Annotated in this window: 19 protein-coding genes; 6 read left to right on the forward strand and 13 right to left on the reverse strand. The window is 63.2% G+C overall.

The genetic code is table 11. The annotated features are described in order from the left end of the window. Positions 1-23: 23 nt before the first annotated feature. Positions 24-986 (reverse strand): metallophosphoesterase, encoded by a 963-nt coding sequence (locus AB0323_RS21715; RefSeq protein ID WP_366179185.1) that lies wholly within the window; start codon positions 984-986, stop codon positions 24-26. After that, entirely contained in the window at positions 979-3,318 is a 2,340-nt protein-coding gene (locus AB0323_RS21720) for a transglycosylase domain-containing protein (protein ID WP_366179186.1), read from the reverse strand. Before AB0323_RS21720 ends, AB0323_RS21715 begins: the two co-directional genes overlap by 8 nt. Here AB0323_RS21720 and AB0323_RS21725 point away from each other — a divergent pair. Genes AB0323_RS21725 through AB0323_RS21735 form a run of 3 tightly spaced genes read left to right on the forward strand, consistent with a single transcriptional unit; the run spans position 3,317 to position 4,940 of the window. Then, the gene (locus AB0323_RS21725) at positions 3,317-3,472 is read left to right on the forward strand and encodes a DUF4177 domain-containing protein (protein ID WP_009359196.1); all 156 of its coding nucleotides are present in this window, start codon (positions 3,317-3,319) and stop codon (positions 3,470-3,472) included. The two genes, AB0323_RS21720 and AB0323_RS21725, sit on opposite strands and share 2 nt — an antisense overlap. A gap of 2 nt (positions 3,473-3,474) precedes the next feature. Then, a complete protein-coding gene (locus AB0323_RS21730) occupies positions 3,475-4,011 on the forward strand; it encodes a RidA family protein (protein ID WP_366179187.1) in 537 nt (178 codons plus the stop codon). A 17-nt stretch (positions 4,012-4,028) separates the two neighbouring features. Next, positions 4,029-4,940 (forward strand): NUDIX hydrolase, encoded by a 912-nt coding sequence (locus AB0323_RS21735; RefSeq protein ID WP_366179188.1) that lies wholly within the window; start codon positions 4,029-4,031, stop codon positions 4,938-4,940. Positions 4,941-5,037: 97 nt separating this feature from the next. Here AB0323_RS21735 and AB0323_RS21740 read toward each other — a convergent pair whose 3' ends face one another. Beyond that, positions 5,038-5,715, reverse strand: a complete 678-nt coding sequence (locus AB0323_RS21740; protein WP_011775987.1) for a Crp/Fnr family transcriptional regulator — start codon at positions 5,713-5,715, stop codon at positions 5,038-5,040. A gap of 247 nt (positions 5,716-5,962) precedes the next feature. Between AB0323_RS21740 and AB0323_RS21745 the strand changes: the two genes are divergently transcribed. After that, the gene (locus tag AB0323_RS21745) at positions 5,963-7,147 is read left to right on the forward strand and encodes a MarP family serine protease (RefSeq protein WP_366179189.1); all 1,185 of its coding nucleotides are present in this window, start codon (positions 5,963-5,965) and stop codon (positions 7,145-7,147) included. Positions 7,148-7,709: 562 nt separating this feature from the next. Here the strand turns inward: AB0323_RS21745 and aroQ are convergent. From aroQ to AB0323_RS21770, 5 genes are all read right to left on the reverse strand, one after another. Then, positions 7,710-8,174 carry a type II 3-dehydroquinate dehydratase gene (gene aroQ, locus AB0323_RS21750; protein ID WP_364540388.1) on the reverse strand — a complete coding sequence of 155 codons (465 nt, stop codon included), beginning with the start codon at positions 8,172-8,174 and terminating at the stop codon, positions 7,710-7,712. 93 nt (positions 8,175-8,267) lie between these two features. Next, entirely contained in the window at positions 8,268-10,481 is a 2,214-nt protein-coding gene (locus AB0323_RS21755; protein WP_366179201.1) for an alpha-galactosidase, read from the reverse strand. 112 nt (positions 10,482-10,593) lie between these two features. Then, positions 10,594-11,949: a sugar ABC transporter substrate-binding protein gene (locus tag AB0323_RS21760; RefSeq protein WP_366179190.1), complete on the reverse strand. Its 1,356-nt coding sequence runs from the start codon at positions 11,947-11,949 to the stop codon at positions 10,594-10,596. Positions 11,950-12,000: 51 nt separating this feature from the next. Then, positions 12,001-12,960 carry a carbohydrate ABC transporter permease gene (locus tag AB0323_RS21765; protein WP_366179191.1) on the reverse strand — a complete coding sequence of 320 codons (960 nt, stop codon included), beginning with the start codon at positions 12,958-12,960 and terminating at the stop codon, positions 12,001-12,003. A 12-nt stretch (positions 12,961-12,972) separates the two neighbouring features. Then, positions 12,973-13,914 carry a sugar ABC transporter permease gene (locus AB0323_RS21770; RefSeq protein WP_366179192.1) on the reverse strand — a complete coding sequence of 314 codons (942 nt, stop codon included), beginning with the start codon at positions 13,912-13,914 and terminating at the stop codon, positions 12,973-12,975. Between the two features lie 227 nt (positions 13,915-14,141). Here AB0323_RS21770 and AB0323_RS21775 point away from each other — a divergent pair, with 227 nt between their 5' ends. Beyond that, a complete protein-coding gene (locus AB0323_RS21775; RefSeq protein ID WP_366179193.1) occupies positions 14,142-15,344 on the forward strand; it encodes a Gfo/Idh/MocA family oxidoreductase in 1,203 nt (400 codons plus the stop codon). A 14-nt stretch (positions 15,345-15,358) separates the two neighbouring features. Continuing rightward, entirely contained in the window at positions 15,359-16,378 is a 1,020-nt protein-coding gene (locus tag AB0323_RS21780; RefSeq protein WP_366179194.1) for a LacI family DNA-binding transcriptional regulator, read from the forward strand. Positions 16,379-16,397: 19 nt separating this feature from the next. Here the strand turns inward: AB0323_RS21780 and AB0323_RS21785 are convergent, their stop codons facing one another. The 5 genes from AB0323_RS21785 to AB0323_RS21805 are packed head-to-tail and all read right to left on the reverse strand — an operon-like array spanning position 16,398 to position 22,516. After that, positions 16,398-17,177: a DeoR/GlpR family DNA-binding transcription regulator gene (locus tag AB0323_RS21785; protein ID WP_366179195.1), complete on the reverse strand. Its 780-nt coding sequence runs from the start codon at positions 17,175-17,177 to the stop codon at positions 16,398-16,400. 29 nt (positions 17,178-17,206) lie between these two features. Further along, a complete protein-coding gene (locus AB0323_RS21790) occupies positions 17,207-19,267 on the reverse strand; it encodes a beta-galactosidase (protein ID WP_366179196.1) in 2,061 nt (686 codons plus the stop codon). A 5-nt stretch (positions 19,268-19,272) separates the two neighbouring features. Further along, entirely contained in the window at positions 19,273-20,184 is a 912-nt protein-coding gene (locus AB0323_RS21795) for a carbohydrate ABC transporter permease (RefSeq protein WP_366179197.1), read from the reverse strand. Beyond that, positions 20,181-21,185: a sugar ABC transporter permease gene (locus tag AB0323_RS21800; RefSeq protein ID WP_366179198.1), complete on the reverse strand. Its 1,005-nt coding sequence runs from the start codon at positions 21,183-21,185 to the stop codon at positions 20,181-20,183. The genes AB0323_RS21795 and AB0323_RS21800 overlap by 4 nt, the downstream gene beginning before the upstream one ends. A 14-nt stretch (positions 21,186-21,199) precedes the next feature. Next, positions 21,200-22,516, reverse strand: coding sequence for an ABC transporter substrate-binding protein (locus tag AB0323_RS21805; RefSeq protein ID WP_366179199.1), 1,317 nt, complete (start codon positions 22,514-22,516; stop codon positions 21,200-21,202). Positions 22,517-22,859 lie beyond the last annotated feature (343 nt).

The raw sequence follows: 22,859 nt of genomic DNA on the forward strand, positions 1-22,859 counted from the left end.
GCATGCCCGGTGGTGGGTGCCTGCTATTGGCGGGCCGTCAGGGTCAGCAGCACGGCTTCCGGCTTGCAGGCGATCCGGACCGGGGCGAAGCGTGAGGTGCCGATGCCGCCTGAGACGTTGACCGGCGTCGTGCGTCCGTCGTTCTCCCAATCATGCAAACCCTTTGCGCGCCACGTGGGGAGATCGCAATTGGCGACCAAGGCGCCGTAGCCCGGAATGCAGATCTGGCCGCCGTGGGTGTGTCCGGCGAGGATGAGGTCTGCCGAGTCGTTCGTGAAATGGTCCAGGACACGTTGGTAGGGGGCGTGAATGACAGCGACGCGCAGATGCGGGCGGGAGTCCTGTCCGGCGGTGCCGCGTGGCCAGCCAGCGTATCGCTCCCGATTCAGATGGGGATCGTCCACGCCGGAGAAATCGAAGCGGATCCCGTTGATGGGCAGGGACTGGTGCCTGTTGGTGAGGTCGATCCAGCCGGACATCCCGAAGCCGGAACGCAGCCGAGGCCAATCGAGCTCGACCTGTTTGTTCTTGACGCGCGACGGGCCGCGCAAATACGCTGCCGGGTTCTTGAACCGCGGGGCGTAGTAGTCGTTGGAGCCCGGGACGAAGACACCCGGAAACTTCAACAGTGGCCGCAACGCGTCCAACAGCGGAACGACGGCGTGGGGGTGGCTGAGATTGTCACCCGTGTTCACCACGAGGTCAGGCTCGAGCGCCGCGAGCGAACGCAGCCATTCGGCCTTCCTCCGCTGGCTTGGCACGAAATGGATATCGCTCAAGTGCAGTACACGGAGGGGAGCCGAGCCTTCGGGCAGGATCGGAACGACCTCCTCGCGGAGCACGAACTGGTTCTTTTCCCAGAGGCCATACGCGAGGCCGGCAACGCCGGCGGTTGCGCCAGCACCGGCAGCTACGGCAAAGCCGCGTCCGATGCTTCGGACGCGGCTTGCCAGCGATTCAATGACGGGCTTCGAGCCGTTAGCCATTGTTCTTCCCGTTGCCATTTCCATTTCCATTGCCGTTCCCGTTGCTGCTCGGCTGGGTGCTCGGAAAAGTGTTGCTCGGAGTGTTGTTGCTCGGCGTCGAAGGTCTGTACCCCGGCGGATCGAGCAGGTTCGACGGCGGGGCCGGGAACGGATTGGTTCCATAGGCTGGAGCAACCTGCGACATGTAGTTGGAAAACTGCGGACCGGCGATCATGTAACCGTCAACACTGGGATAGAACTTCCCGTTCACAGTGATATTGCGTCCCTGGCGGAGCTGACTGCCCAGCGGGTCTCCGAACCAGCTGGCTGTCGCGAGACCGGAAGTGTACCCAACAACCCAAGTGGAGCCGTTGCTGTCATTGGTTCCGGTTTTGGCCGCAATGGGGAAACTGGTCTTGGTAGAGATTCTGGGCTGGATCAGCGAACCGGAACCCTGGTTAAGAACCTCTTGCATGGCGTACGCGACACCGTGGGCAACCTCCGGGCTGACGGCATCCTTGCAGTTGGGAGACTGGGCTGGCAGCTTTGCGCCCGTCTGGTCTGTCACCGACGTGATGGCGATGGGCTCACAGTACTTGCCGTTGTTGGAGAACGTTGCCATCGCACTAGCCATGGTGAGCGGCGCGGTCTGGGTGGAACCGATCAGGTTGCCCAGCGTGGTCATGGGAACCTTTGGATTGGCATCCGTGACCGCCCCGGACTGGTCGCGCACAGGGTTTCCGCCGTGGATGCCCACGGCGTCGACGATCTTTTGGATGCCGCAAAGGTCCAGCTGCGACGCAGAGGCGAAGGTGGCGGTGTTGATCGAGTTCATCAGACCGTACAGCACCGTCATTGAGCGGTAATGGGTGTCATCCGAGTTTTGAAGGTCATAACTCCCCGGGACATTGGCGTCGTAGAAACCATTCTCGGGCGTGGGGCATGTGTTCCGCCAAGGGAAATTCTGCGGGTACCTGCGGACCGTTGCGTTGATGGTGGTGTTCATCGATTTGCCCTCATTGAGCCATTCGGCAAACGTGAAGGGCTTCATGGTGGAGCCGGGCTGAAATCCCCCCAAACCGTTAAGATCGTTGCCGTTGGCATCGACCACATCCACGTTGAAATTCTGTGTCTGATCGAACTTTCCCGCCGCGGGCAGCCACACCGTGTTCTGCGCCATGGAAACGATCTTCCCGCTGCCCGGTTGGACCGAGACTATCGTGGCCCCCCACTTGTCTGGGTTATCGCCGGTCGTGGCATCGACCTGGGCTTGGGCAACGTTTTGCGCCTTGGGATCCAGCGTGGTCTGGATGGTCAGGCCGCCGCGCGAGACCCGGTTTCCACGCTCGGCGGGCGTGGCGCCGTAGGCCGGGTTGTTGAGCAGCAAGTGCAGCACGTAGTCACAGAAATACGGTGCCGTAGTGGCATACGCACAGCCTTGGCGAGGCTGCGTGACCTTGGTGGTCACCGGCGTCGCGATGGCGGCGTCGTAGTCAGCCTTCTTGATCTTTCCCTGGTCCAACATGAGGCCGAGCACCAGGTCGCGACGCTGTTTCGCGTGGTCCGGATTCGTCACGGGATCGTAGTAGGACGGGCTGTTGACGACGCCGGCCAGCAAGGCGGCCTGCGGCAACGTGAGGTCCTTGGCGCTGGTGCTGAAGAAGAGCCTCGAGGCGGCTTCGATCCCGTAGGCATCCTTGTTGAAGAAGACAATGTTGAGGTAGCCCTCAAGGATCTGTTGCTTGGAGAACTTCTTCTCCAGGGCGATGGCCAGCTTCATTTCCCGGAGCTTGTCACCCACGCCCTTGTTGACGCCGTTGAGCTTGACGTCGGAAGCCTTGTTCTGGGACACGAGTGACTCGTTGATGACGTTGTTCACGTACTGCTGGGTGATGGTGGACGCACCCTGCTGCTTTCCGCTCGCTGTGCTGACGATGGCGCGCATGATGCCGGTGGCGTCGATGCCCCCGTGCTGATAGAAGCGGCTGTCCTCAACCGCGACGATCGCGTCCTTGATGAAAGGGCTCATCTGGTCCAGCGAGACCCGCGTGCGGTTCTCGGAGTAGATGGAGGCGATCTGGCTGCCGTCCGCGGCCAGGATGGTGGTCGCCTGGCTGGGCGGGTTCACCTGAAGTTCCGCCGGCAGCGTGTCAAAGAACTGAATGGACCCACTCGCCGCACTGCCTGAAACGGCGGCCGCGGGGACGAGCAAGCCCGCCACCAGGACACCACAAATAGCGCTCACACCGAGGAATCCGAGGATCTTTCCAAGAGTGGTGGCAGTGTCGAATAGAGGGTTCCTACGAGTCACCATGTTCTCCACTTTACCGGCAAGGGCTAGTCTTTCTTTCATGACCAAATGGGAGTACGCGACGATTCCGCTCATCATTCACGCTACAAAGCAGATCCTGGACCAGTGGGGAGAGGACGGCTGGGAGCTCGTCCAGGTTGTCCCCGGACCCGATGGAAACGGACTTGTTGCATACTTGAAGAGGGAGAAGCAGTAACAATGACAACCCCCGCAGAAACCAGCGTTGGCGCGGATTCCACGGCTCCGGCATCCGCCGTCGAGCAGCGCCTTGCCGAACTCGGACTGACCCTGCCGGCTGTTGCAGCTCCGGTGGCCGCCTATGTTCCGGCCATCGTCTCCGGCAACCACGTCTACACCTCCGGACAGCTGCCCTTCATTAACGGCAAACTCGAAGCTACGGGCAAAGTCTCCAGCGGTGAAGAGGGCCTTTCGGAAGAGCCCACGGTGTCTCCGGAAGACGCGCAGAGGTATGCAGCGGTCTGCGCTGTCAATGCCTTGGCTGCCGTCAAGAGCGTCATCGGGGACCTCGACCGCATCACGCGCATCGTTAAAGTCGTCGGCTTCGTGGCCTCCGATACCTCCTTCACCGGCCAGCCCGGTGTAATCAATGGTGCATCCGAGCTTCTCGGGCGTGTCTTCGGCGATAAAGGGCAGCACGCGCGTTCCGCAGTCGGCGTTGCAGTCCTTCCGCTCGACTCTCCCGTCGAGGTCGAGTTGATCGCTGAATTCAGCTAAGGAACCGGTTCACTCAATTGCCACAACTAGCCCGACGCCTGTTTGCGTTACCCCCTGAACTAGAAGGGGCTGCACGGAATTGGCTTGAGCTCGGCGAACGGGCCCCCCGCGCCGCGCGTTTTGCATCATCCGTTGTCCTGCTCCGCGATTCGCCCACCGGCCTGGAAACGTGGATGGGTTACCGTCCCGGTTCCTCGCCGTTGGGCGTTGTCGCGTTTCCCGGCGGTTCGCTGGAACCCACCGACGACGACGCCCTCGGCTGGCTTGGCCCCTCGCCTCAGCATTGGGCTGAGATGCTGGGGACCGCCGACGTCGGACTGGCGCGCCGCCACGTGGTGGGCGCCATCCGCGAACTGTTCGAGGAAACCGGCGTGCTGCTGGCCGGCCCCGACCTGTCCACCACCGTGGAGGCGACATCCACTCCCGAGTGGATGAAAGCCCGTGAGGCCGTGGCAGCCCAGGACAAGTCGTTTACGGATGTCCTGGCCAAGCGTGGCTTGTCGCTGCGGACGGACCTGCTCAAGCCGCTGGTCAACTGGCTTAGCCCGGACTTCGCACACCGGCGCTTCAACACCCGCTACTTCGCGGCCACCCTTCCTGTTAACCAGCAGCCCTCGTTGCTGGCCAGCAAGGGTGTCTGGGGGCGTTGGGTGTGCGTTTCCAAACTCATGGCCGAGCGCGAGACCACTGCGCTTGGGGACGAAATCGGCCAGGAAAACACGGTTGGCTTGACTTTGGGCCAGTTGCTGGTGCCGGGTTCGGAGATCATCCTCGAGAAGATGGCCGCTGCCCAAGGTTGTATCGCGTACCTCAGCTACAAACGGAAGCCGCATATGTACCAGCCGCGGCTCGTCGAGGAGGATGGCGCGCTCATGCTCGAAGTCGAGGCGGCCCGGACGGTTTCAGGGGAGCCACAGCGGGAGCGCTGAGGACCTACGACTAACGACGCCGGCGACACGAAAAATGCCTGGCGACACCGGAATTCCGAATTCCGTTGTCGCCAGGCATTTTCTGTGTCGCTGGAAACTACCGGGAGCGCTGGCGGAGGCGCTGCATGTCCAGGATGACTACTGCGCGGGCTTCCAGGCGGAGCCAGCCTCGCTGGACGAACTCTGCGAGGGCCTTGTTGACCGTCTCGCGGGAGGCTCCGACCAGCTGGGCCAGTTCTTCCTGCGTGAGTTCGTGGGCGACCAGGACGCCGTCGGTCGCAGGCCGGCCGAAGCGGTCCGCGAGGTCCAGAAGGGCCTTGGCAACACGGCCCGGGACGTCCGAGAACACGAGGTCGGACAGGGAATCATTGGTGCGGCGCAGGCGGCGGGCGAGTGCCTGAAGCAACTGCGCGGACACCTCGGGACGGGTGCGCAGCAGGGCGTTCAGGCTTTCGTTCTTCAGGCCTGCCAGCCGGGTCTCGGACACGGCCGTGGCCGTTGCGGTGCGCGGGCTGGGGTCGAACAGGGCCATTTCGCCGAAGAGCTCGCCCGGGCCGAGAATGGCCAGGAGGGATTCGCGGCCATCCGGGGAGGTGCGGCCGAGCTTAACCTTGCCGGACACGATGAAGTAGAGCTGGTCACCCTGATCGCCCTCGCGGAAAACAGACGCTCCGCGTGAAAGGTCCACCTCTGTGAGTTCGTCCGTCAGCAGACGGAAAGCGTCGTCGTCAAGGGTGGCGAAGAGGGGTGCGCGGCGCAATACCTCGATGTCCATGAAATCTCCTGAGTAAAAGTTCGGCTGGGGCGCTTCAGCCATTGTTTCAGAATTTTGTCGCGTCTGTGACGTACTTGGCAGCCGAAACGCCCTAAATCACGCGGAAGAGGCCCAAAACCGTTCCCCAACCGGCAGGGAATCCCCGGCTGGGCGGCCGCTTCGCGATGTCGGCTGCGGCTTGCTTACGAAGGGAAGCTGTCAGCCTGTGCAACTACAATTGGGGCTTACTCGGCTGTGAGGAGCTTTGGTGTTCGGCTTGACCATATTGGACCTGGCGTTGATTTTGACGCTTCTTTCCTACCTGATCTACGGACTGCGCAATGGCTTCTTCGTGACGCTCGGCGGAATCGCAGGCTTTGCCGTAGGAGCAGTGGCTGCCTTTATCGCGGTCCCGCTCGTCGGTGACTGGGTGAAGGACAGCGGCTGGAGGCTGACCGCCATTATCGGCTCGGCCGTAGTGCTCATTGTCCTGGGGCATGGGCTCGGTACCTGGATCGGCCAGAGGGTCCGCAAAGCCCTGCGCATCCAGCCATTGCACGCACTTGACCGCGTGCTGGGTGGTTTCGTCAGCTTGGTCGTTGCCGCGCTGGTCATGTCCATGCTGGCGTTCAGCATCGGCTCCTTGGGTGTGCCGTTCGTCTCGCAGCAGCTGGCCGATTCCAAGGTGATCCGGTTCATCGACACCATGACGCCCACACCCATCAAGGCCAGCGTCGCGCAACTGCGTTCCACGGTCATGGGCAACGGCATTCCGCAACTCATCGAGGGCATCGGCCCCGTTGCACCTATGCCCATTCCGAACACCAGCACGGACACACCGGCACTCAACAACGCGGCCCATTCCGTGCTGAAGATTGCTGGCACGGCCTACCAGTGCGGCCAGAACCAGACGGGCTCCGGCTTCGTTGTGTCCCCTGGCCGGGTGGTGACCAATGCGCACGTCGTGGCCGGCGTGTCGCAGCCTGTGGTGGAAATCCCCGACGGCGGTGCGTTGCCTGGTCGCGTCGTCTACTTCGACAGCCAACGCGACTTGGCCGTGGTCGCCGTCGACGGTCTCCCGACGGCGCCCCTGCAGTTGAGCGCCGACCTTCCGGCCGGTTCTCCCGCGGCGTTCGCCGGCTACCCCCACGGAGGTCCGTTCCAGTCCAAGCCGGCCGCGGTTGAGGGCATTTCGACCCTGCTGGTTCCGGACATTTACGGCAACAACCCGTCCCCGGAACAGGTCTACAAGCTGGCCGGAGACGTGCAGCCCGGCAATTCGGGCGGTCCGCTTCTGACGACCCAAGGGCAGGTTGCCGGCGTCGTCTTCGCCAAGACCACTTCGGATGTGGCAGTGGGCTACGCACTGACCATGGACGAGCTCTCGCCAGTGGCCCAGCAAGCACCATCCCTGAGCGAGGCAGTGTCGTCAGGCCAGTGCACCAAGAAGTAGCCCTGCCCACGATGGGACATGCTCAGCGCTTGATCTGAGCGCTGGACATATTGCGATTATGTCCAGTCCTGGCCATGAAGAATGAGCATGTCCCTTGGGAGGGGGGTGCACATGTCCAGCCCTGGTCACGGAGTATGAGCATGTCCCCATTTGCAGGGATGTGAAAAGTGGTGCTGCCCACGATGGGACATGCTCTGCGCTTGATCTGAGCGCTGGACATATTGCGATTATGTCCAGTCCTGGCCACCAAGAATGAGCATGTCCCTTGGGAGGGGGTGCACATGTCCAGTCCTAGCCACCAAGAATGAGCATGTCCCCATTTGCCGGGATGTGAAAAGTGCTGCTTCCCACGACGGACATGCTCTGCGCTTGATCTGAGCGCTGGACATATTGCGATTATGTCCAGTCCTGGCCATGAGGAATGGGCATGTCCCTTGGGAGGGGGTGCACATGACCAACCTTGGCCATGAAGGATGAGCATGTCCCTTGGGAGGGGGTGCACATGTCTGGCCCTGGTCACGAAGAATGAGCATGTCCCAAGGAGCCTGCCCAGTGCGAGGATCTAGACCGCGGTGGCGAGGTAGTCGATGGCCAGCTTGTAGCCCTGGACTCCCGCGCCGACGATCACCGCGGAGCACACCGGGGACAGGTAGGAGTGGTGCCGGAATTCCTCGCGCTGGTGAACATTGGTGATGTGGACTTCGACGGCGGGAAGCTGCACCGCAGCAAGGGCGTCCCGGAGTGCGACGGAAGTGTGCGTGTACGCACCCGCGTTGATGACGATCCCGACGGCGGTTCCACGTGCGCCGTGAATGGCGTCAATGAGGTCGCCCTCGTGGTTGGACTGGACGCAGTCCACTGTGAATCCGTGGGCCCCGGCGGCTGCCATGGCGAGCTGTTCGACGTCGGCCAAAGTGGAGGTGCCGTACTTTTCCGGCTCGCGCGTGCCGAGCAGGTTCAGGTTGGGGCCATTGAGGACGAGGATGGTGCCGCGACCGGCTTCGGTGGCGTTGGGAGCTTCAGTCATAACTCCCAATCTATCGGTGTGCGGAGACGGTCCGGCGTTTCTTACGCAGCCCACGGCAGGTTAAAGGACTGTGTAAGAAACGCCGGACGGCAGCTACACCGCAGTGAAGCGGAGCAGCAGCGCGTGCTCAGGGTTCAGGACCGGCATAGGAAGCCCCACCTCGGCAAGGAAGCGGCCGCTCGCCTGCGCGCCGGATGGCAGCCATGCCGGCGGTTGCACCTGGGTGAAGGTGCGAGCATAGTCGGCGTCGCCGGGGGCCGGGAAAATGGCCTGCACTGTGTAGGAACGCCCGGGATCGAGGCCCGGGATGGCGACGCGCCCGGGTTGTTCGGCGAACGACGTCCGGGTACTGACCACGGCGAACAAGCCAGCGTCGCCGTCGTCGGAGACCACGCCGTGCAGCATCAGCGAGTCGTCAGGGACGTCCGCACGGACCATCCGCCCGCTGTGGATGAGCCCGCGGTGCTCCTTGTACAGGCCGATGAAGCGCTTGAGCTCCTCGCGTTCGGCGCCCTGCACCTGGCGGACATCCCATTCCATGCCGAAATGCCCGAACAACGCGGTGATGGCGCGGAAGGAGAGATCGTGTGTGCGGGCCGTGGTGTGCGAGGTGGTCGGACCGATGTGCCCGCCCACCAGTTCCGGTGGAACCACGACGCCGGTCCAGCGCTGGATGGTTTGCCTTTCGAGGGCGTCGTTGCAGTCCGATCCCCAGATCCTGTCGGTCCGCTCAAGGATGCCCAGGTCCACCCTGGCACCGCCGGAAGAGCAGCTTTCTATTTCGACGCCGGGGTGGGCTTTGCGGAGCTCGTCGAAGAGCCGGTAGGCGGCCAGGGTTTGCGCATGCACGGAGGCGCGGCCCGCATGGCCGTGCTCGCTGAGGTCCCGGTTCTGGTCCCATTTGAGGTATTTGATGTTGTTTTCCCCCAGCAGCGTGTCGATCCGCTCGAAGACGTACTGCCAGGCTGCGGGGTTGACGAGGTCGATGATGTGCTGGTGGCGCCATTCCAGCGGGAGACGGCCGCCGTCCTTGTAGGAGAGGGCCGCGGGCCCCACGATCCAGTCGGGGTGTGCCCGGGCAACCTCTGAATCCAGGTTGATCATTTCCGGTTCCACCCAGAGCCCGAATTCCATGCCATGGGAGTTCACGGCCTCGATGAGCGGCGTCAGGCCATCGGGCCACAGGGTTTCGTCGACGTACCAATCGCCCAGGCCGGCATGGTCGTCGCGGCGCCCGCGGAACCAGCCGTCGTCGAGCACGAAGCGCTCCACGCCCAGCTCCGCGGCGGACTCGGCGAGCTCGATCAGGGTGTCCAGCCTGTGGTTGAAGTACACGGCCTCCCACGTGTTCAGGACCACCGGGCGGGGCCTGCCGGACGGGAGCCCCGTGGAAGCGGCGGGAAGGACGTGATGCGGGCGGGACCGGAACCAGCTGTAGAACGCTTCGCTGATGCCGTCCAGGCCACGGTCCGAGTAGGCGGCAAACAGTGCGGGCGTGGTGTAGCCCTCGCCAGGCTGGAGCACTACTTCCGCCGGGCCCAGGAGTTCAGAACCGCCGATCATGGTGCGGCCATCGGCCACGGTGTCGGCGAATTGTTCGTGGTTGCCGCTCCACGCCAGGTGGGTCGCCCAGACCTTCCCGTGGCGGTTGCCGAATCCGGCCGTACCTGCGGCGAAAAGCAGCGAGGAATCATGCCCCGTGCGTCCGTGGCGTCCCGTGCGTACCCACGTTCCTTGCTGGACGGTCCGGCGCTGCGGATGGCGTTCGCGGCACCAGCGCCCGGTGAGGTCGAGGAGTTCGACGGCCTCCGGTCCCACCGGGAGGACGGTGGCCAGCTCGTCGAGCTGGAAGGGGGACGTGCCGTCGTTGACGGCGGTGTGGCGCAGCTCAAGAAGGCCGCCGGGATGAAGCGTGAGCTTGGACGTCACGGTGATTCCGGCGTCGTGATCCTTCTGGACAATCATTGCAGAGGCGCCCACTGCAGAGGCGTCCGCCGCAGAGGCGACGCTGGCGTCAGCCTGCACGTCCGCCACGCGGAGCCGGAGCGAAAAGTCCAGTCCTGGGACGCCGTCGGCGATTCGCTGGCCGCGCAGGCCCGGACGGCCCCGCCACGCGGAGGAACCTTGAGGGATGAGCGTCGCCGGGACGGTTGCGTCGACGGCGGAGTGCGGGATGGGTTCGCCCAGGATGGCGAGGTCCGGGAGGGTGCTGCCGAGATCGGCACCCCAGTGGATGACTTCGGCCTCTCCGCTGTCGAAACTGACCACCAGGCTTGTGCCGGCGGAACGGAGGTGGAGCGGGTCCATGGGCTGGTTCACTTTCAGAGAGTAGGGGTCCCGTTACGAGGGAGTGGAGAGTCCGGGCGCCGCCGTCAAAGGAGTGAAGCGGCGGTGCCCGGACTGGTTTCAGGGGCTGGTGTTACTTGAAGAGGTTGTTGACCTGGTTGTTGGCATCGGAGAGGGAGCTGGCCGGCTTCTTGCCGCTGAGTACTGCGTCCATTGCGGGCTTCATGATGCCGTCAACTTTTGCAGCCTTGTCCGCGATGGGGAAGAGGAAGGTGGTGCCGTCTTTGACCTGCTGGGTGAAAGCGGAGACGTCAACACCCTTGGCCGCGAAAGCCTTGGCGGCCAAATCCGAGGACGTGCTGATCGCCGGGAACACGACCGCCTTGTTGGCGACGACGTCCTGGCAAGCTGAGGAACCAAGGTATTCGACCCACTTGGTGGCTGCCGCGGGGTTCTTGGTGCCGGCCCAGATGGAGTCGGCGAGGCCGTTGAACATGGACGCGCGCTTGCCGTCCGGTCCCGTCGGGGTGGGGGCGATGGCAGTCTGAATACCCTTGTATCCGGTGTACTGGCCGATCATCCACGAGCCGCTGGTGTTGATCGCGGCCTTGCCTGCACCGAAGTTGTCCGAAACGCTGGCGCCTACCGTTGTTTCAAGTTTGGGCATGTAGCCCTTGTCCGCCAGTCCGGCCCACCAGGCGATGGTTTCCTGGAACTTCGGGTCGTCGTAGTTGAACTTGGTGCCCCACGGGTTCTTGTCGGTAGCGGTCCAGCCGGTGGTTGCAGCGAGGAAGCTCCACTGGGTCTGGCCCTGGCCGGAGCCGGAGGACTCCAAGCCCAAGCCGTAGACGGCCACGTTGTTCTTGTCGAAGCCGGCTTCGTCTCCGCGCTTGCCGTTCTTGTCCACGGTCAGGTGGGCGATGGTCTTCTCGTAGCTGCCGCCGTCCTTGGGGTTCCAATCGAGCTTGGCCATCTGCTCGGCAGTGATGCCGGCAGAGTCGGTCATGGCTTTGTTGTAGAAGAGGCTGATGGTGTCCCAGTCCTTCGGGAGGCCGTAGCGCTTGCCGTCCTGGCCCACCCAGAGATCGGCCAGGCCCTTGTTGTAGCTGTCCAGTTTGACGCCGTCCTTGGCCACGGCGTCGTCGAGGGCCAGTAGCTGCTTCTTGGAAGCGAACTCAGGGTACTTGGACAGGTGGTCGGTGAAGACGTCGGGGGCGGTACCGGACACGAATCCGTTGGTCAGGGTGGTCCAGTAGTCGTCCCAGCCGCGCTGGGTGATTTTGACCGTGATATTCGGGTTGGCCTTGGTGAAGTCACTCGCGCACTGCTGGTAGGCAGGGAGCTGGTTGGCGTCCCACAACCAGTAGTTGATCTCGCCTTTGGCTTCGCTGGAGGCGGGGGCGGATCCGCCGCCACAAGCGGAGAGCGATAGCGCGGCCGCGACAGCGACGGTTACGGCAGCTGCGACGGTGCCAATGGATTTCTTCATGGTGGACCTTTCAGGGGGTTGCGATGGAACGGGGCGGTGCTGGGGGATGACTTATTTGATGCCGGAGAAGCCGATGGAGTTGACCACCTTCTTGCCGAAGGCGATGAAGAGGATCAGGACGGGTAGTGCAGCCACGAGGGTGGCGGCCATGAGTCCGCTCCAGTCCGGTGCGCCCTGCGGGGACTGGGACTTGAAGACACCCAGGCCCACGGTGAGGACGCGGACGCTTTCGTCCTGGCCCACCAGGAGCGGCCAGAAGTACTCGTTCCACTGGCCGATGAAGGTCAGCAGCGCGAGGGTGGCCAGGGGTGCTGCGGCATTGGGGATCACGATCTGGAAGAAGATCCGGAGGTGCTTGGCGCCGTCGAGCATGGCGGCCTCTTCCACTTCGCGGGACATGCTCAGGAAGAACTGGCGCAGGAAGAAGATGGCGAACGGCGTCATGAACATGAAGGGCAGCGCCAGTCCGGCGAAGGTGTTGAGCAGGCCCAGGTTCTTGATCATCAGGAAGTTCGGCAGGGCAGTGAAGATCGGCGGGACCATCATGGTGGCCAGGAAGATCGCGAAGACCTTGTTCCGTCCGGGCCAGCGCAGCCTGGAAAAGGCGTAGGCGGCCATTGCGCTGAAGAACACCTGGCCTGCGGTGGTCATGGTGGCGAAGACGATCGAGTTTCGCAGGTAGAGCCAGAAATTGATGTCGGCGCCGGAACCGCCTTCGGCGATTGCTTGCTCGGGGCTTTGCAACCCGAAGACCCGCTGGAAGGCACCCCAGCTGAAGTCCGCAGGAAGGAGGTTGCCGGCGTTCGAGGCCAGCGAATGGTTGCTGGACAGTGCTGTCCGGAGCATCCAGAGGAACGGAGCGACCGTGACCACGACGGCGATCGCTACGAGGACCCATGCGCCGGCGCGGCGCCAGTTGAAAGGTTTCGTGGGGGTGCGGTGCGATTGCGGGGAGCCGACGACGGCGGTGGCGGACTCCCGCAAACGGCGGGAATTGGTGGAGGTACTCATGGCGGGGTTTCCTTAGTCCAAGTCCGTCTCGTTGCCTTTGAGGAACTTCATCTGGATGAAGGCCACCAGGGCGAGAATGATGAAGAGAATGACGGACAGCGCTGAGGCGTAGCCGAAGTCGGACTCGCCGAAGGCCTTCTGGTAGATGTACATCTGGATGACCCGGGAGGCATTGACAGGTCCGCCTTGCGTAGTGACAGCCACGGTGTCGAAGACTTGGAATGAACCGATCACGGTGACCACCAGGACCAGGGCCAACACCGGGCGCAAGAGCGGCATGGTGATGCTCCAGAAGGTGCGGGTGGGGGAGGCCCCGTCAAGGTTGGCTACTTCGTAGACGTGGTTGGGGATGGACTGGAGTCCTGCGAAGATCAGCAGGGCGGTGTAGCCCATGTGCCGCCAGACGTTGACGAAGGCGATGGTGGGAATGGCCCACTGTTCGCTGCCGAAGAAGGCGATACGGGGCAGGCCCATCCAGCTGATGACTTCATTGACGATGCCCAGCTGGTAGTCCAGCATCCAGAACCAGAGCAGTGCGACGATCACGTTCGCCACCAGGAACGGCAGCAGCAGGACGCCGCGGATGAAGGTCGATTTGGCCACACGGTGCATGAGGAGCGCGAGTCCGATGGCGATGACGGTCTGGAAGCCGATGTTCAGTGCCACGTACTGCACGGTGACGGCCATGGCGTTCCAGAACAGATCGTCGCTGAAGATCGTCGTGTAGTTCTTCAAGCCGATCCAGGTGGGATCACCCAGGATGCTGTACTCGGTGAAGCTGAGGTAGATCCCCCGGATGGTGGGGACGAGGAAGAAAAGAACGAAGCCGATCATCGCCGGGAAGATGAAGAGCAAGGCGATCTTCAAGTCACCGATCCGGCGAATGCCGAACTTGGCTGGTTTGCCCGGTTTGGGAAGCGCGGCGGGCTCCGCTTGTTTGGCAAGGGTGGTCATCTTCGACCCTTTCCTGACTGTGATGTGGGTTACAACTGATGGAAATCTACACGAGTAGATATGAAGGGGTCAAGCAAGGTTGTGAATTTTTGTTTGATTATTTTAGATTTCTTGCTTTTTGTTGACTCGAGTAGATCCCGGTGATTCACTGGCCTGAGTCACTTGTCGTACCGCTCCCGGCGCGGCGATGGCATTCTGAAGCCACACACTGAATCGAAGGGCTAACAATGACGTTTTCAATGGGAGTAGTAGGCCTTGGCCAGTTCGGCGGCCACTTCGCTCACCTCTTCAAGCTCCACCCCGGGGTTTCCGCCGTCTACGCTGTGGACGAGCTCCCGGAACGGGCTTCCAAAGCCGTTGAACAGCTGGGCCTGGATGGCACCATGGGCAGCTTCGACGAGTTGCTGGCCTCCGACGTCGACGCCGTCGCCATCTTCACGCAGCGCTGGACGCACGGGCCGTTGGTGATCAAGGCGCTCCGCGCCGGAAAGCACGTCTACTCGGCCGTCCCCATGGCGATCTCCGAAGATCAGATCGCCGGAATCATCGACGCCGTGCGTGAGACCAAGCTTGTCTATGCCATGGGAGAGACCAGCTTCTACAACCCCGCCACCGTCTATGCCCGCAAGCAGCACGCCGCCGGCAAGTTCGGCCGCATTTTCTACACAGAAGGCGACTATGTCCACGACATGGATCTGGGCTTCTACGAGGCATACCAGTACAGCGGCGGCGAAAACTGGAAAGCAACCGCCAGCTACCCGCCCATGCTGTACCCCACGCACGCCATCGGTGGCGTCCTGGGCGCCATTCCGGGCCACGCCGTGAGCGTCAGCTGCATAGGAGTCAAGGACGATCGCGGCGACGGCGTCTTCGACAAGGAAGTCAGCATGTTCGACAATGACTTCTCCAACGCCACGGCGCTGTTCGAAATGAACGACGGCGGCGTGATGCGGACCAACGAGATGCGCCGCGTAGGCTACCCCTCGCACATCCGCGAATCGCGCTTCCGCTTCTTCGGCACCGAGGCAAGCTTCGAGCAGTTGGCCACCACCACGCTGTGGCAGGACAAAAAGGGAGTCCTGGACGTCTCGGACCAGGTGGAGACCAAGCCGAGCATGTCTCCCGATGACCCCTCGTTGGCGGACGTCGCGCCCGAACTTCGCGGCGCGTTCATCTCCGGCCTCGCTCCGGTGCACGACGCCGGCCGGCTCCCCGTTGAATTCGAGGGAGCTCCTACCGGGCACGAAGGCAGCCACCAGTTCCTGGTGGACGACTTCGTCACGGCCGTGAACAAGGGAAGCCTTCCCCCGGTCAACGCCTGGGTCGCCGCGCGCTTCACGCTCCCCGGAGTCGTGGCGCACGAGTCCGCGCTCCGCGGCGGCGAACGGCTCCCCATCAGGGACTTTGGAGATGCCCCCGAGGCTTTGTAGCTAGCATGATCACCATGACTACTTCGGCAGTGCACACCCCGCGCGGACCGGTGACCCGCAAAGACGTGGCCCGGTACGCCGGGGTGAGCACCGCCGTCGTGAGCTATGTGGTGAACGGTGGTCCCAAGAAAGTGGCGCCGGCGACCGAAGCGAAGGTCCAGGACGCCATCCGGATCCTCGGGTACAGGCCGAATGCCGCCGCGCGTGCGCTCAAAATGGGGTCCAACCAGACCGTTGGCCTGATCATCCCGGACTCGAGCAACCCGTTCTGGGCGCTGCTCGGACATGCCGTGGAAGTGGCCGCCGCCGAGCGCGGATATGCCCTGCTGCTGACGAATTCCGACAACAAGCTGGACACGGAACGCCGCCACATCCGCAACCTCGCCGCGCGGCAAGTGGATGGTGTGGTCCTGGCAAGCGTCATGTTCGAACCCGATTTACTGGAGCTTTTCGGCGCGGAAATCCCCTCGGTCCTGTTGAACCATGCCTCGGTCGCTCCCGGATTCAACAGCGTAGGCGTGGACCTTGAAGCCGGAGCCCGCCTGGCCGTGGAACATTTGATCGGGCACGGCCACACCAACATCGGACTCGCCATGGGCATCACCGCCGACAACGAGGCTGACGGGCGCGAGGAGGGGTGGCGGCGGGCGCTCGAAGCTGCCGGGCTTCCTGTTGGGCCGCTCGCCCGCGGCGGGTTCGACCGCCCCGGGGGTTACGCCGCCGGACAACGCCTCCTGGCCGCGGGCAACCGCCCGACGGCGATCTTCGCCAGTTCCGATATGCAGGCAATCGGGCTCCTGCGCGCAATCCGCGAGGCCGGCCTGTCCGTTCCGGACGATATCGCCGTGGCGTCCTTCGACGGTTCGATCGAGGCCGAATACAGCTGGCCTGCCCTGACCACCGTGGAGCAGCCCGTGTGGGAGATGGCGGAGGCCGCGGTATCCGCGCTGGTGGGCGAGAATCGCAACGAACCCCCGCAGCACAGGGTTTTCCCCACCCAGCTCCGCATCCGGCAATCGTGCGGGTGCCCGTAGCGCATTCCCCCTCCGGACGCTAAGGCGTGGCGATCCTGAGTTTCCCGACGCCGTCAGCGAGGATACGCCGCGCATCCTCGCCGAGATGCGAATCCGTCACGAGCACGTCGGCTTCCTCCAGCTGGGCAATCGAGGCGATCCCCACCGTTCCCCACTTGCTGTGGTCCGCCAAAACCACCACGTTGCGGGCCGCACTGATGAAGGCCCGGTTGGTTTCGGCTTCCTGCAGGTTCGGCGTGGTGAATCCGGCATCCGCATCCATGCCGTGGACACCGAGGAAAAGCATGTCCAAGTGCAGTTGCTTCAGCGCGGCCGTGGCGATGGGACCCACCAAAGCGTCCGACGGCGTCCGCTCGCCACCCGTCACGATGACCGGGAAACCCTCCCGTGAACCCGAGGCATTGTGGAAGAGGTCCGCAATCCTGATGGAGTTCGTCACCACCGTGATCCGCGGGCCCTCCAGGAGCACCTTGGCGAGCTCGTAGGTGGTGGTTCCGGCGCTCAGGCCCACGGCCATGCCCTCGTGGACCAAGGTGGCGGCCTCGACGGCGATCGCGTGTTTTTCCTCGATCAACTGGGTGGATTTCAGCTCAAAGCCGGGCTCGTGGGTCCGGGCATCGCCGGGTATCTTGGCACCGCCATGGATGCGCTCGACGAGACCGGACTCCTCAAGCGACTCGATGTCGCGCCGAACGGTCATGGCTGAGACGCCCAGCAGCTGCGCGAGGTCCGAGACACGGACAACCCGCTCACGCTGGACGGCGTCGACAATGGCGGTGTGGCGCGCTGCCTGAAGCATCGGAACCTCTCTGGAAGGACGGCGGGTGGCTAGGCGGGAGTGGCGACGACGGCGACGCCTCCGGCAGTAAGGTTTAGGGTACCTCCGGTGGTGGTTCCGCTCAGGAGCTCGACGCCGTCGAGCGGTACCTCCACGTCCTGCGCGCTGTGGTTGATGACGAAGGTCCAGTCCTTGGTGCCGTTGCTCCTGCGGACGATTTCCACGTCTTCCGGTGGCTGAACGCCCAGGACCGGCTCCACCCCGGCGTCCGAGCAGAGGAGCTGGACCAGTTCGGCCAGTCCCGCGCGGCCCAGACTCGTGGCCACGTAGTAGGCGGCACCGCGTCCGGCGGATCCCGCCCGGCGGGTCACTGCCGGCGAGCCGTCGACGCCGGTGCCCCCGACGCCGGTGCCCGCGCCGCCGTCGAACGTGGCCAAAACCTCCGCCCCGGCCGCCTTACCCAGCTCGCTCCAGACCGTCCCGGAGCCGAATCGGCTCAAGCCCACGGCATCGCCGGAACGCAGGGGGAAGAATTCCTCCATGCTCACGCCGAGCAGTTTGGAGAATGCCCCGGGATAACCGCCTCCGTTGACCGGGTCCATGCGGATGTGGTCGTTTTCGTCGACGATTCCGGAGAAATAGGTGATCACCAGGGTTCCGCCGGCTTCGACATACTCGTGGAGCCTTGCCGCGCCTTCATCCGTGACCAGGTACAGCATGGGTGCGATCACCAGCTTGTAGCCGGAAAGGTCATCGGTGCTTTGCCGGATGTCCGTGGTGATGCCTGCCCGGTAGAGGGCATCGTGCCAGCGGCGTGTCTCCGGGAGGTTCCGTGCGTCCTGGCTGGGGTGCGAGTCCAGTTCGGTGCCCCAGCGGGCGTCGGTGTCGTGGATGATGCAGGCTTTGGCCTGGACCGTGGAGCCGGCCACCTCCGAAATGCTCCCGAGCGCTCGGCCGAGCTCCACCACTTCGCGCCACACTTTGCTGTCGCGGCCGGCGTGGGGGACCAGTCCGGAGTGGTATTTTTCGGCCCCGGCACGGGAGGCCCGCCATTGGAAGAACAACACGCCATCGGTTCCGCGGGCCACGTGCTGCAGGGAGTTGCGCAGCATTTCGCCCGGCGCTTTCGCCACGTTGCGGGGTTGCCAGTTGACTGCCGAGGTGGAGTGTTCCATCAGGAGCCATGGCTTGCCCTGCGCCCAGCCGCGGGTGAGGTCCGCCGTCATGGCCAGATCCTGGAAGTTCCGCTCGTCGGCGGCAATCAGATAGTGGTCATTGGACACGACATCCATGTGTCCGGACCAGCGCCAATAGTCCACGGGGGCGTTCAGGCCCATGTTGAAGCCCATGAAATTGGTGGTTACCGGGTGCTTCGAATGTGCCCTGATGATGTCTGCCTCTGCGTTGAAGCACTCAAGAAGGGCATCTGAGGAGAACCTCGCGAAATCCAGTTGCTGCGTGGGGTTCACCCACGTTCCGGAGCGGCGCGGGGGCAGGATCTCGGCCCAGTCGTAGTAATGCTGGGACCAGAAGGCGGTGCCCCAGGCCTCGTTGAGCGCATCCAGGCTCCCGTACCTGGCCTGGAGCCATTCCTGGAAGCCACGCTCTGCGTGGGGGCCGAAGTCCGGTTGGTTGTGGCAGCCGTATTCGTTGTGGACATGCCACATCACGACGGCGGGGTGCCCCGCGTAGCGCTGCACGATCGCCGTCGTCAGGGCTGCTGCCGCCCGGCGATAGTCCGGCGAGCACGCCGCGAAGGCCTGTCGCGAACCATAACTTTGCCGGACGCCGTCGGCATCCACCGGAAGTGAATCCGGGTACTTGCGGCTGAACCAGGGCGGGGGAGAAGCGCTCGCGTTCGCGAGATCCACACTGATGCCGTTGGTGTGGAGCAGGTCAAGGACCCTGTCCAGCCAGCCGAACTCGTACCGGCCTTCTTCGGGCTCCAGAAGGGCCCAACTGAAGATGCCGACGCTGACGAGGTTCACCCCGGCTTCCTTCATGAGGGCGACGTCGTGCTTCCAGACCTCTTCCGGCCATTGTTCGGGGTTGTAGTCGCCGCCGAAGGCGATCCGGCCGCCCAGCTTGTCGACGATGTAATCCATTGCCATGCGTTTTATCCTTTGCTGGAACCCAGCGTGAGGCCGGCCACGAATTGGCGCTGCAGCACGAGGTAGATGATCAGGGTGGGTATCACGGTGATGGTGGCGCCGGCCGCCAGCAGGTTGTAGTTGCTGAGGAACTCGCCCTGCAGGTTATTGATGGCAGTCGTGATCGGCAGCCGGTTACCGCTTTGGATGAAGAGAAGCGGCCAGAAGAAGTCGTTGTAGATGAAGATGACTTCCAGGGTTCCGAGTGCCGCGAGGGCTGGCCGGCACAGCGGCAGGATGATGTTCCAGTACTGCCGCCAGATCCCGGCACCGTCCACCAGCGCGGCCTCCGTCAGGTCGGACGAGAGGGCCTTCATGTAGTTGGAAAGCACGAAAGTGCAAAAACCGATCTGGAATGCCGTGTCCACGGCGATCACCGAGATGTAGGTGTTGAGCAGGTTGCCGGAATCGCTGAAGGAGTACGGCAGCGTGACATGTTTGAACATCTCGAACAACGGGGCCGCAAGGACCTGCGGGGGCAGGAGGTTGCCTGCCGTGAACATGATCAGGAGCGTGACGTTGAATTTCCAGCTCACCCTGGAGACGGCGAACGCCATCATCGAGGCAAAGAACAGGGTCAGGAGCACCGACGGAACAGTGATGATCACCGAGTTCAGGAGGTACTTCGAGAATCCGCCCTGGGTCCAGGCCTGGATGAAGTTGTCGAAATTGAAGGTGCCGCCAAGGCTGAAGTAGCCGAATTTGTCCGTATCCGCCTTGGGACGCAACGCTGTGAACAAGGACCAGACCAGCGGAATCAGCCACATGATTGCCATGACGGTCAGGAAGATATGGGTCCCGTAGTGGCGCTTGCCGGAGTTCCGGGCTGCGCCAGCGGCCGCCGTTGTGCGCGGGATGGGGTTGGCGAGGGCGCTCATGCCTTGCTCTCCTTGCCGAAGGTGCGGACGAGGTAGAAAACGATGGGGATCAGCGAGATGACCAGGAGAATCACCGCGAGGGAAGAGCCGACCCCGATCACCTGGCCTTCGCCGATCAGGTTCTGGATCACCAGGGCGCTGATCAGTTCAAGGCCGTTGGTGCCTCGGTTGATGACGTACACAATGTCGAAGGCACGTAGCGACTCGATGATCGTGATCACCACGATCACGATGTTCACGGGGCGCATTGCCGGGAAGACGATGCGGAAGAACGTCTGCGCCGCGTTGGCGCCGTCGATCGACGCCGCCTCCCTCAGCGAGGGGTCCACGCCCTTGAGCCCGGCCAAGTACAGGATCATGACGTAGCCCGCGTGACGCCAGGTAGCCGCAACCATGGCCGCCCAGATGTTGACGTTGGAATCTCCAAACCAGTCCACGGCATGCGGTGTGCCCGCCGTGCCCAGGAGGTAGTTCAGAAGCCCGCTGTCCCGGTTGTAGAACAGCTGCCAGATGATGCCGATGAGGGCCAACGACAACATGACGGGGGTGAAGAAAATGCTCTGGTAGATCTTGCTGCCGCGGATCTTCTGGTCCAGAAGTACGGCCAGCAGCAGGCCGAGGGGGGTTGCGATCAGGGCCAGGAAGACGAGCCACAGCACGTTGTGTTGAATGGCAGGCCAGAACGGGGGATAGTCCTGGACCACGAAGCGGTAGTTGTCCGTCCCTGCGGCCTTGATGTCCTTCAGGTCAAGGCCGTTCCAGCGCGTGAAGCTCAGCGCAACGGAGAAGAGCGTGGGCAGCCAGACCAGCAGAAGTTGGATCAGCGTCGGCAATCCCACCATGATCGCGAGGATGAATTTGTCGCGGCGGGTGAGGCGGCGGACCCTGCCTGCTTTGCCGGTCCGCCTGGCGGTGCCGGGCTGGCCCTTGCGGGCCGTGGTTCGCCCGGCAGCACCGGGCTCGCTGTCCGGTGCTGCCGGTTTCTCGGCGGTAGTACTCATGGGGATTCCTTCAGCTACTGGGCTGCGTAAAGGGTCTTGGCCTGCGCTTCAAGGTTCTTGACGTCCACGGTGCCGTCCTTGATGAAGGACTGCAGCGCGGGGATCATCACGTTGTTGGCCATGGCAGGGAGGGCGTCCCGGTCAAGGAACTGGCTGATGTACTTGGCATTGGCGATGGTGTCCGCGCACTTCTTGTTCAGCGGGGTGAACTTCGACGTGTCGGCGCCCTTGACGGTGGCGATGTTGGAGCCATCCACCGATGAGTAGGCGTTCTGGCCATCGGCGGATCCCATGAACGCCAGGAAGTCGTGCGCTGCCTTGTTGTCGCCGCCCTTTTTGGAGAGGAGCAATCCGTCGATGGGGGCTTCGACGGCGTCGGTGCCTTCCACGGCGATTTCCGGGAACGGGAAGAAATCGATGTCCGCCAGCACGGCGGGATCCGTGAACTGCTGGGTCACGAACGAACCCAACAGGTACATCCCGGTCTTCTTGGCTTCGAGGGCCTTGGCCGCGTCCTGCCACGTCTGGCCGAGGGCATTGGGGTCCTGGAACGGAAGGAGGGCCTTCCAGGTGTCGAAGACGTCGCTGACCTTCTTCTGGTCCCAGCTTTCCTTGTGGGCGGTCAGGTCCACGTGGAATTGATAGCCATTAAGGCGCATGTTGATGTAGTCGAAAGTGCCCATGGCCGGCCAGCCGTCCTTGTCCGCGAAGCCGATGGGGATGATGCCGTCGGCCTTCATCTTGGCGGCCAAGGTCTTCAACTCATCGAAGGTCTTCGGTACTGCGTAGCCCTTTTCGGCCCAGAAGCTCTTCCGGTAGAAGAATCCCCAAGGGTAGTTGTAGTTGGGGACCAGGTACATCTTGCCGTCCGGCCCGGTGGAGGCCTTCTTCATGGCGTCCGAGAAGTTGCTGCCGATCGTTGCCCACACGTCATCCACGGGAGCCAGGAGGCCCTTGCCCGCGTAGTACTGCATGCGGTAGCCGGCGAACCACGTGAAGGCATCGTCCGGGCTGCCCTGGAGGTAGGAGTTGATCTTGTTCTGGAAGTCGTTGTGCGGGACGACATTGGTGGCCACCGTGATGCCGGTCTTCTTGGTGAAGGCATCGGTGACGGCTTTGTAGGCGGCCTTGGGAACGTCGTCCGAGGAACCCGAGCCGAAGGTCAGGCTGTTCGACGTGGCTCCGGGAGCTGGCCCCGAGCCGCCGGTGCAGGCAGCCAGCAGCGGAATGCCGGCGAGCCCCGCAGCGCCGATACCGAGCGTTTTCAGGATGGTGCGGCGTCCAGGGCCGGCATTGTGGGCCGGCTGGATCGGGTCAAGATTCGCTGCCATGTTCTCTCCCTTGAAAGCGTGGTGCTTGTGAGGTTTCTCACGTAGAACTCGACTATAACCGCTCAAAAGAGAACATGAAAGCACTAAATATAACATTCTTGCGACGGAGGGTTTTAAGACAGAAGCGGCGGTCCTCCTTGGAGAGAACCGCCGCCTTAGCCTGCTGGCCTGAGGGGCTTTGCTTGGTTGGGGCAGAGCCTATTTTTTCAGGGACTGGGCTATCTGGGCCATGATGGTGGGGTCGGAGAGGGTGGTGGCGTCGCCGGGTTCGCGGCCTTCGGCGACGTCTTTGAGGAGGCGGCGCATGATTTTCCCGGATCGGGTTTTGGGTAGTTCGGGGACG

Origin of the sequence: Arthrobacter sp. NPDC080031, from assembly GCF_040702485.1 — a bacterium.
GTDB lineage: Bacteria > Actinomycetota > Actinomycetes > Actinomycetales > Micrococcaceae > Arthrobacter.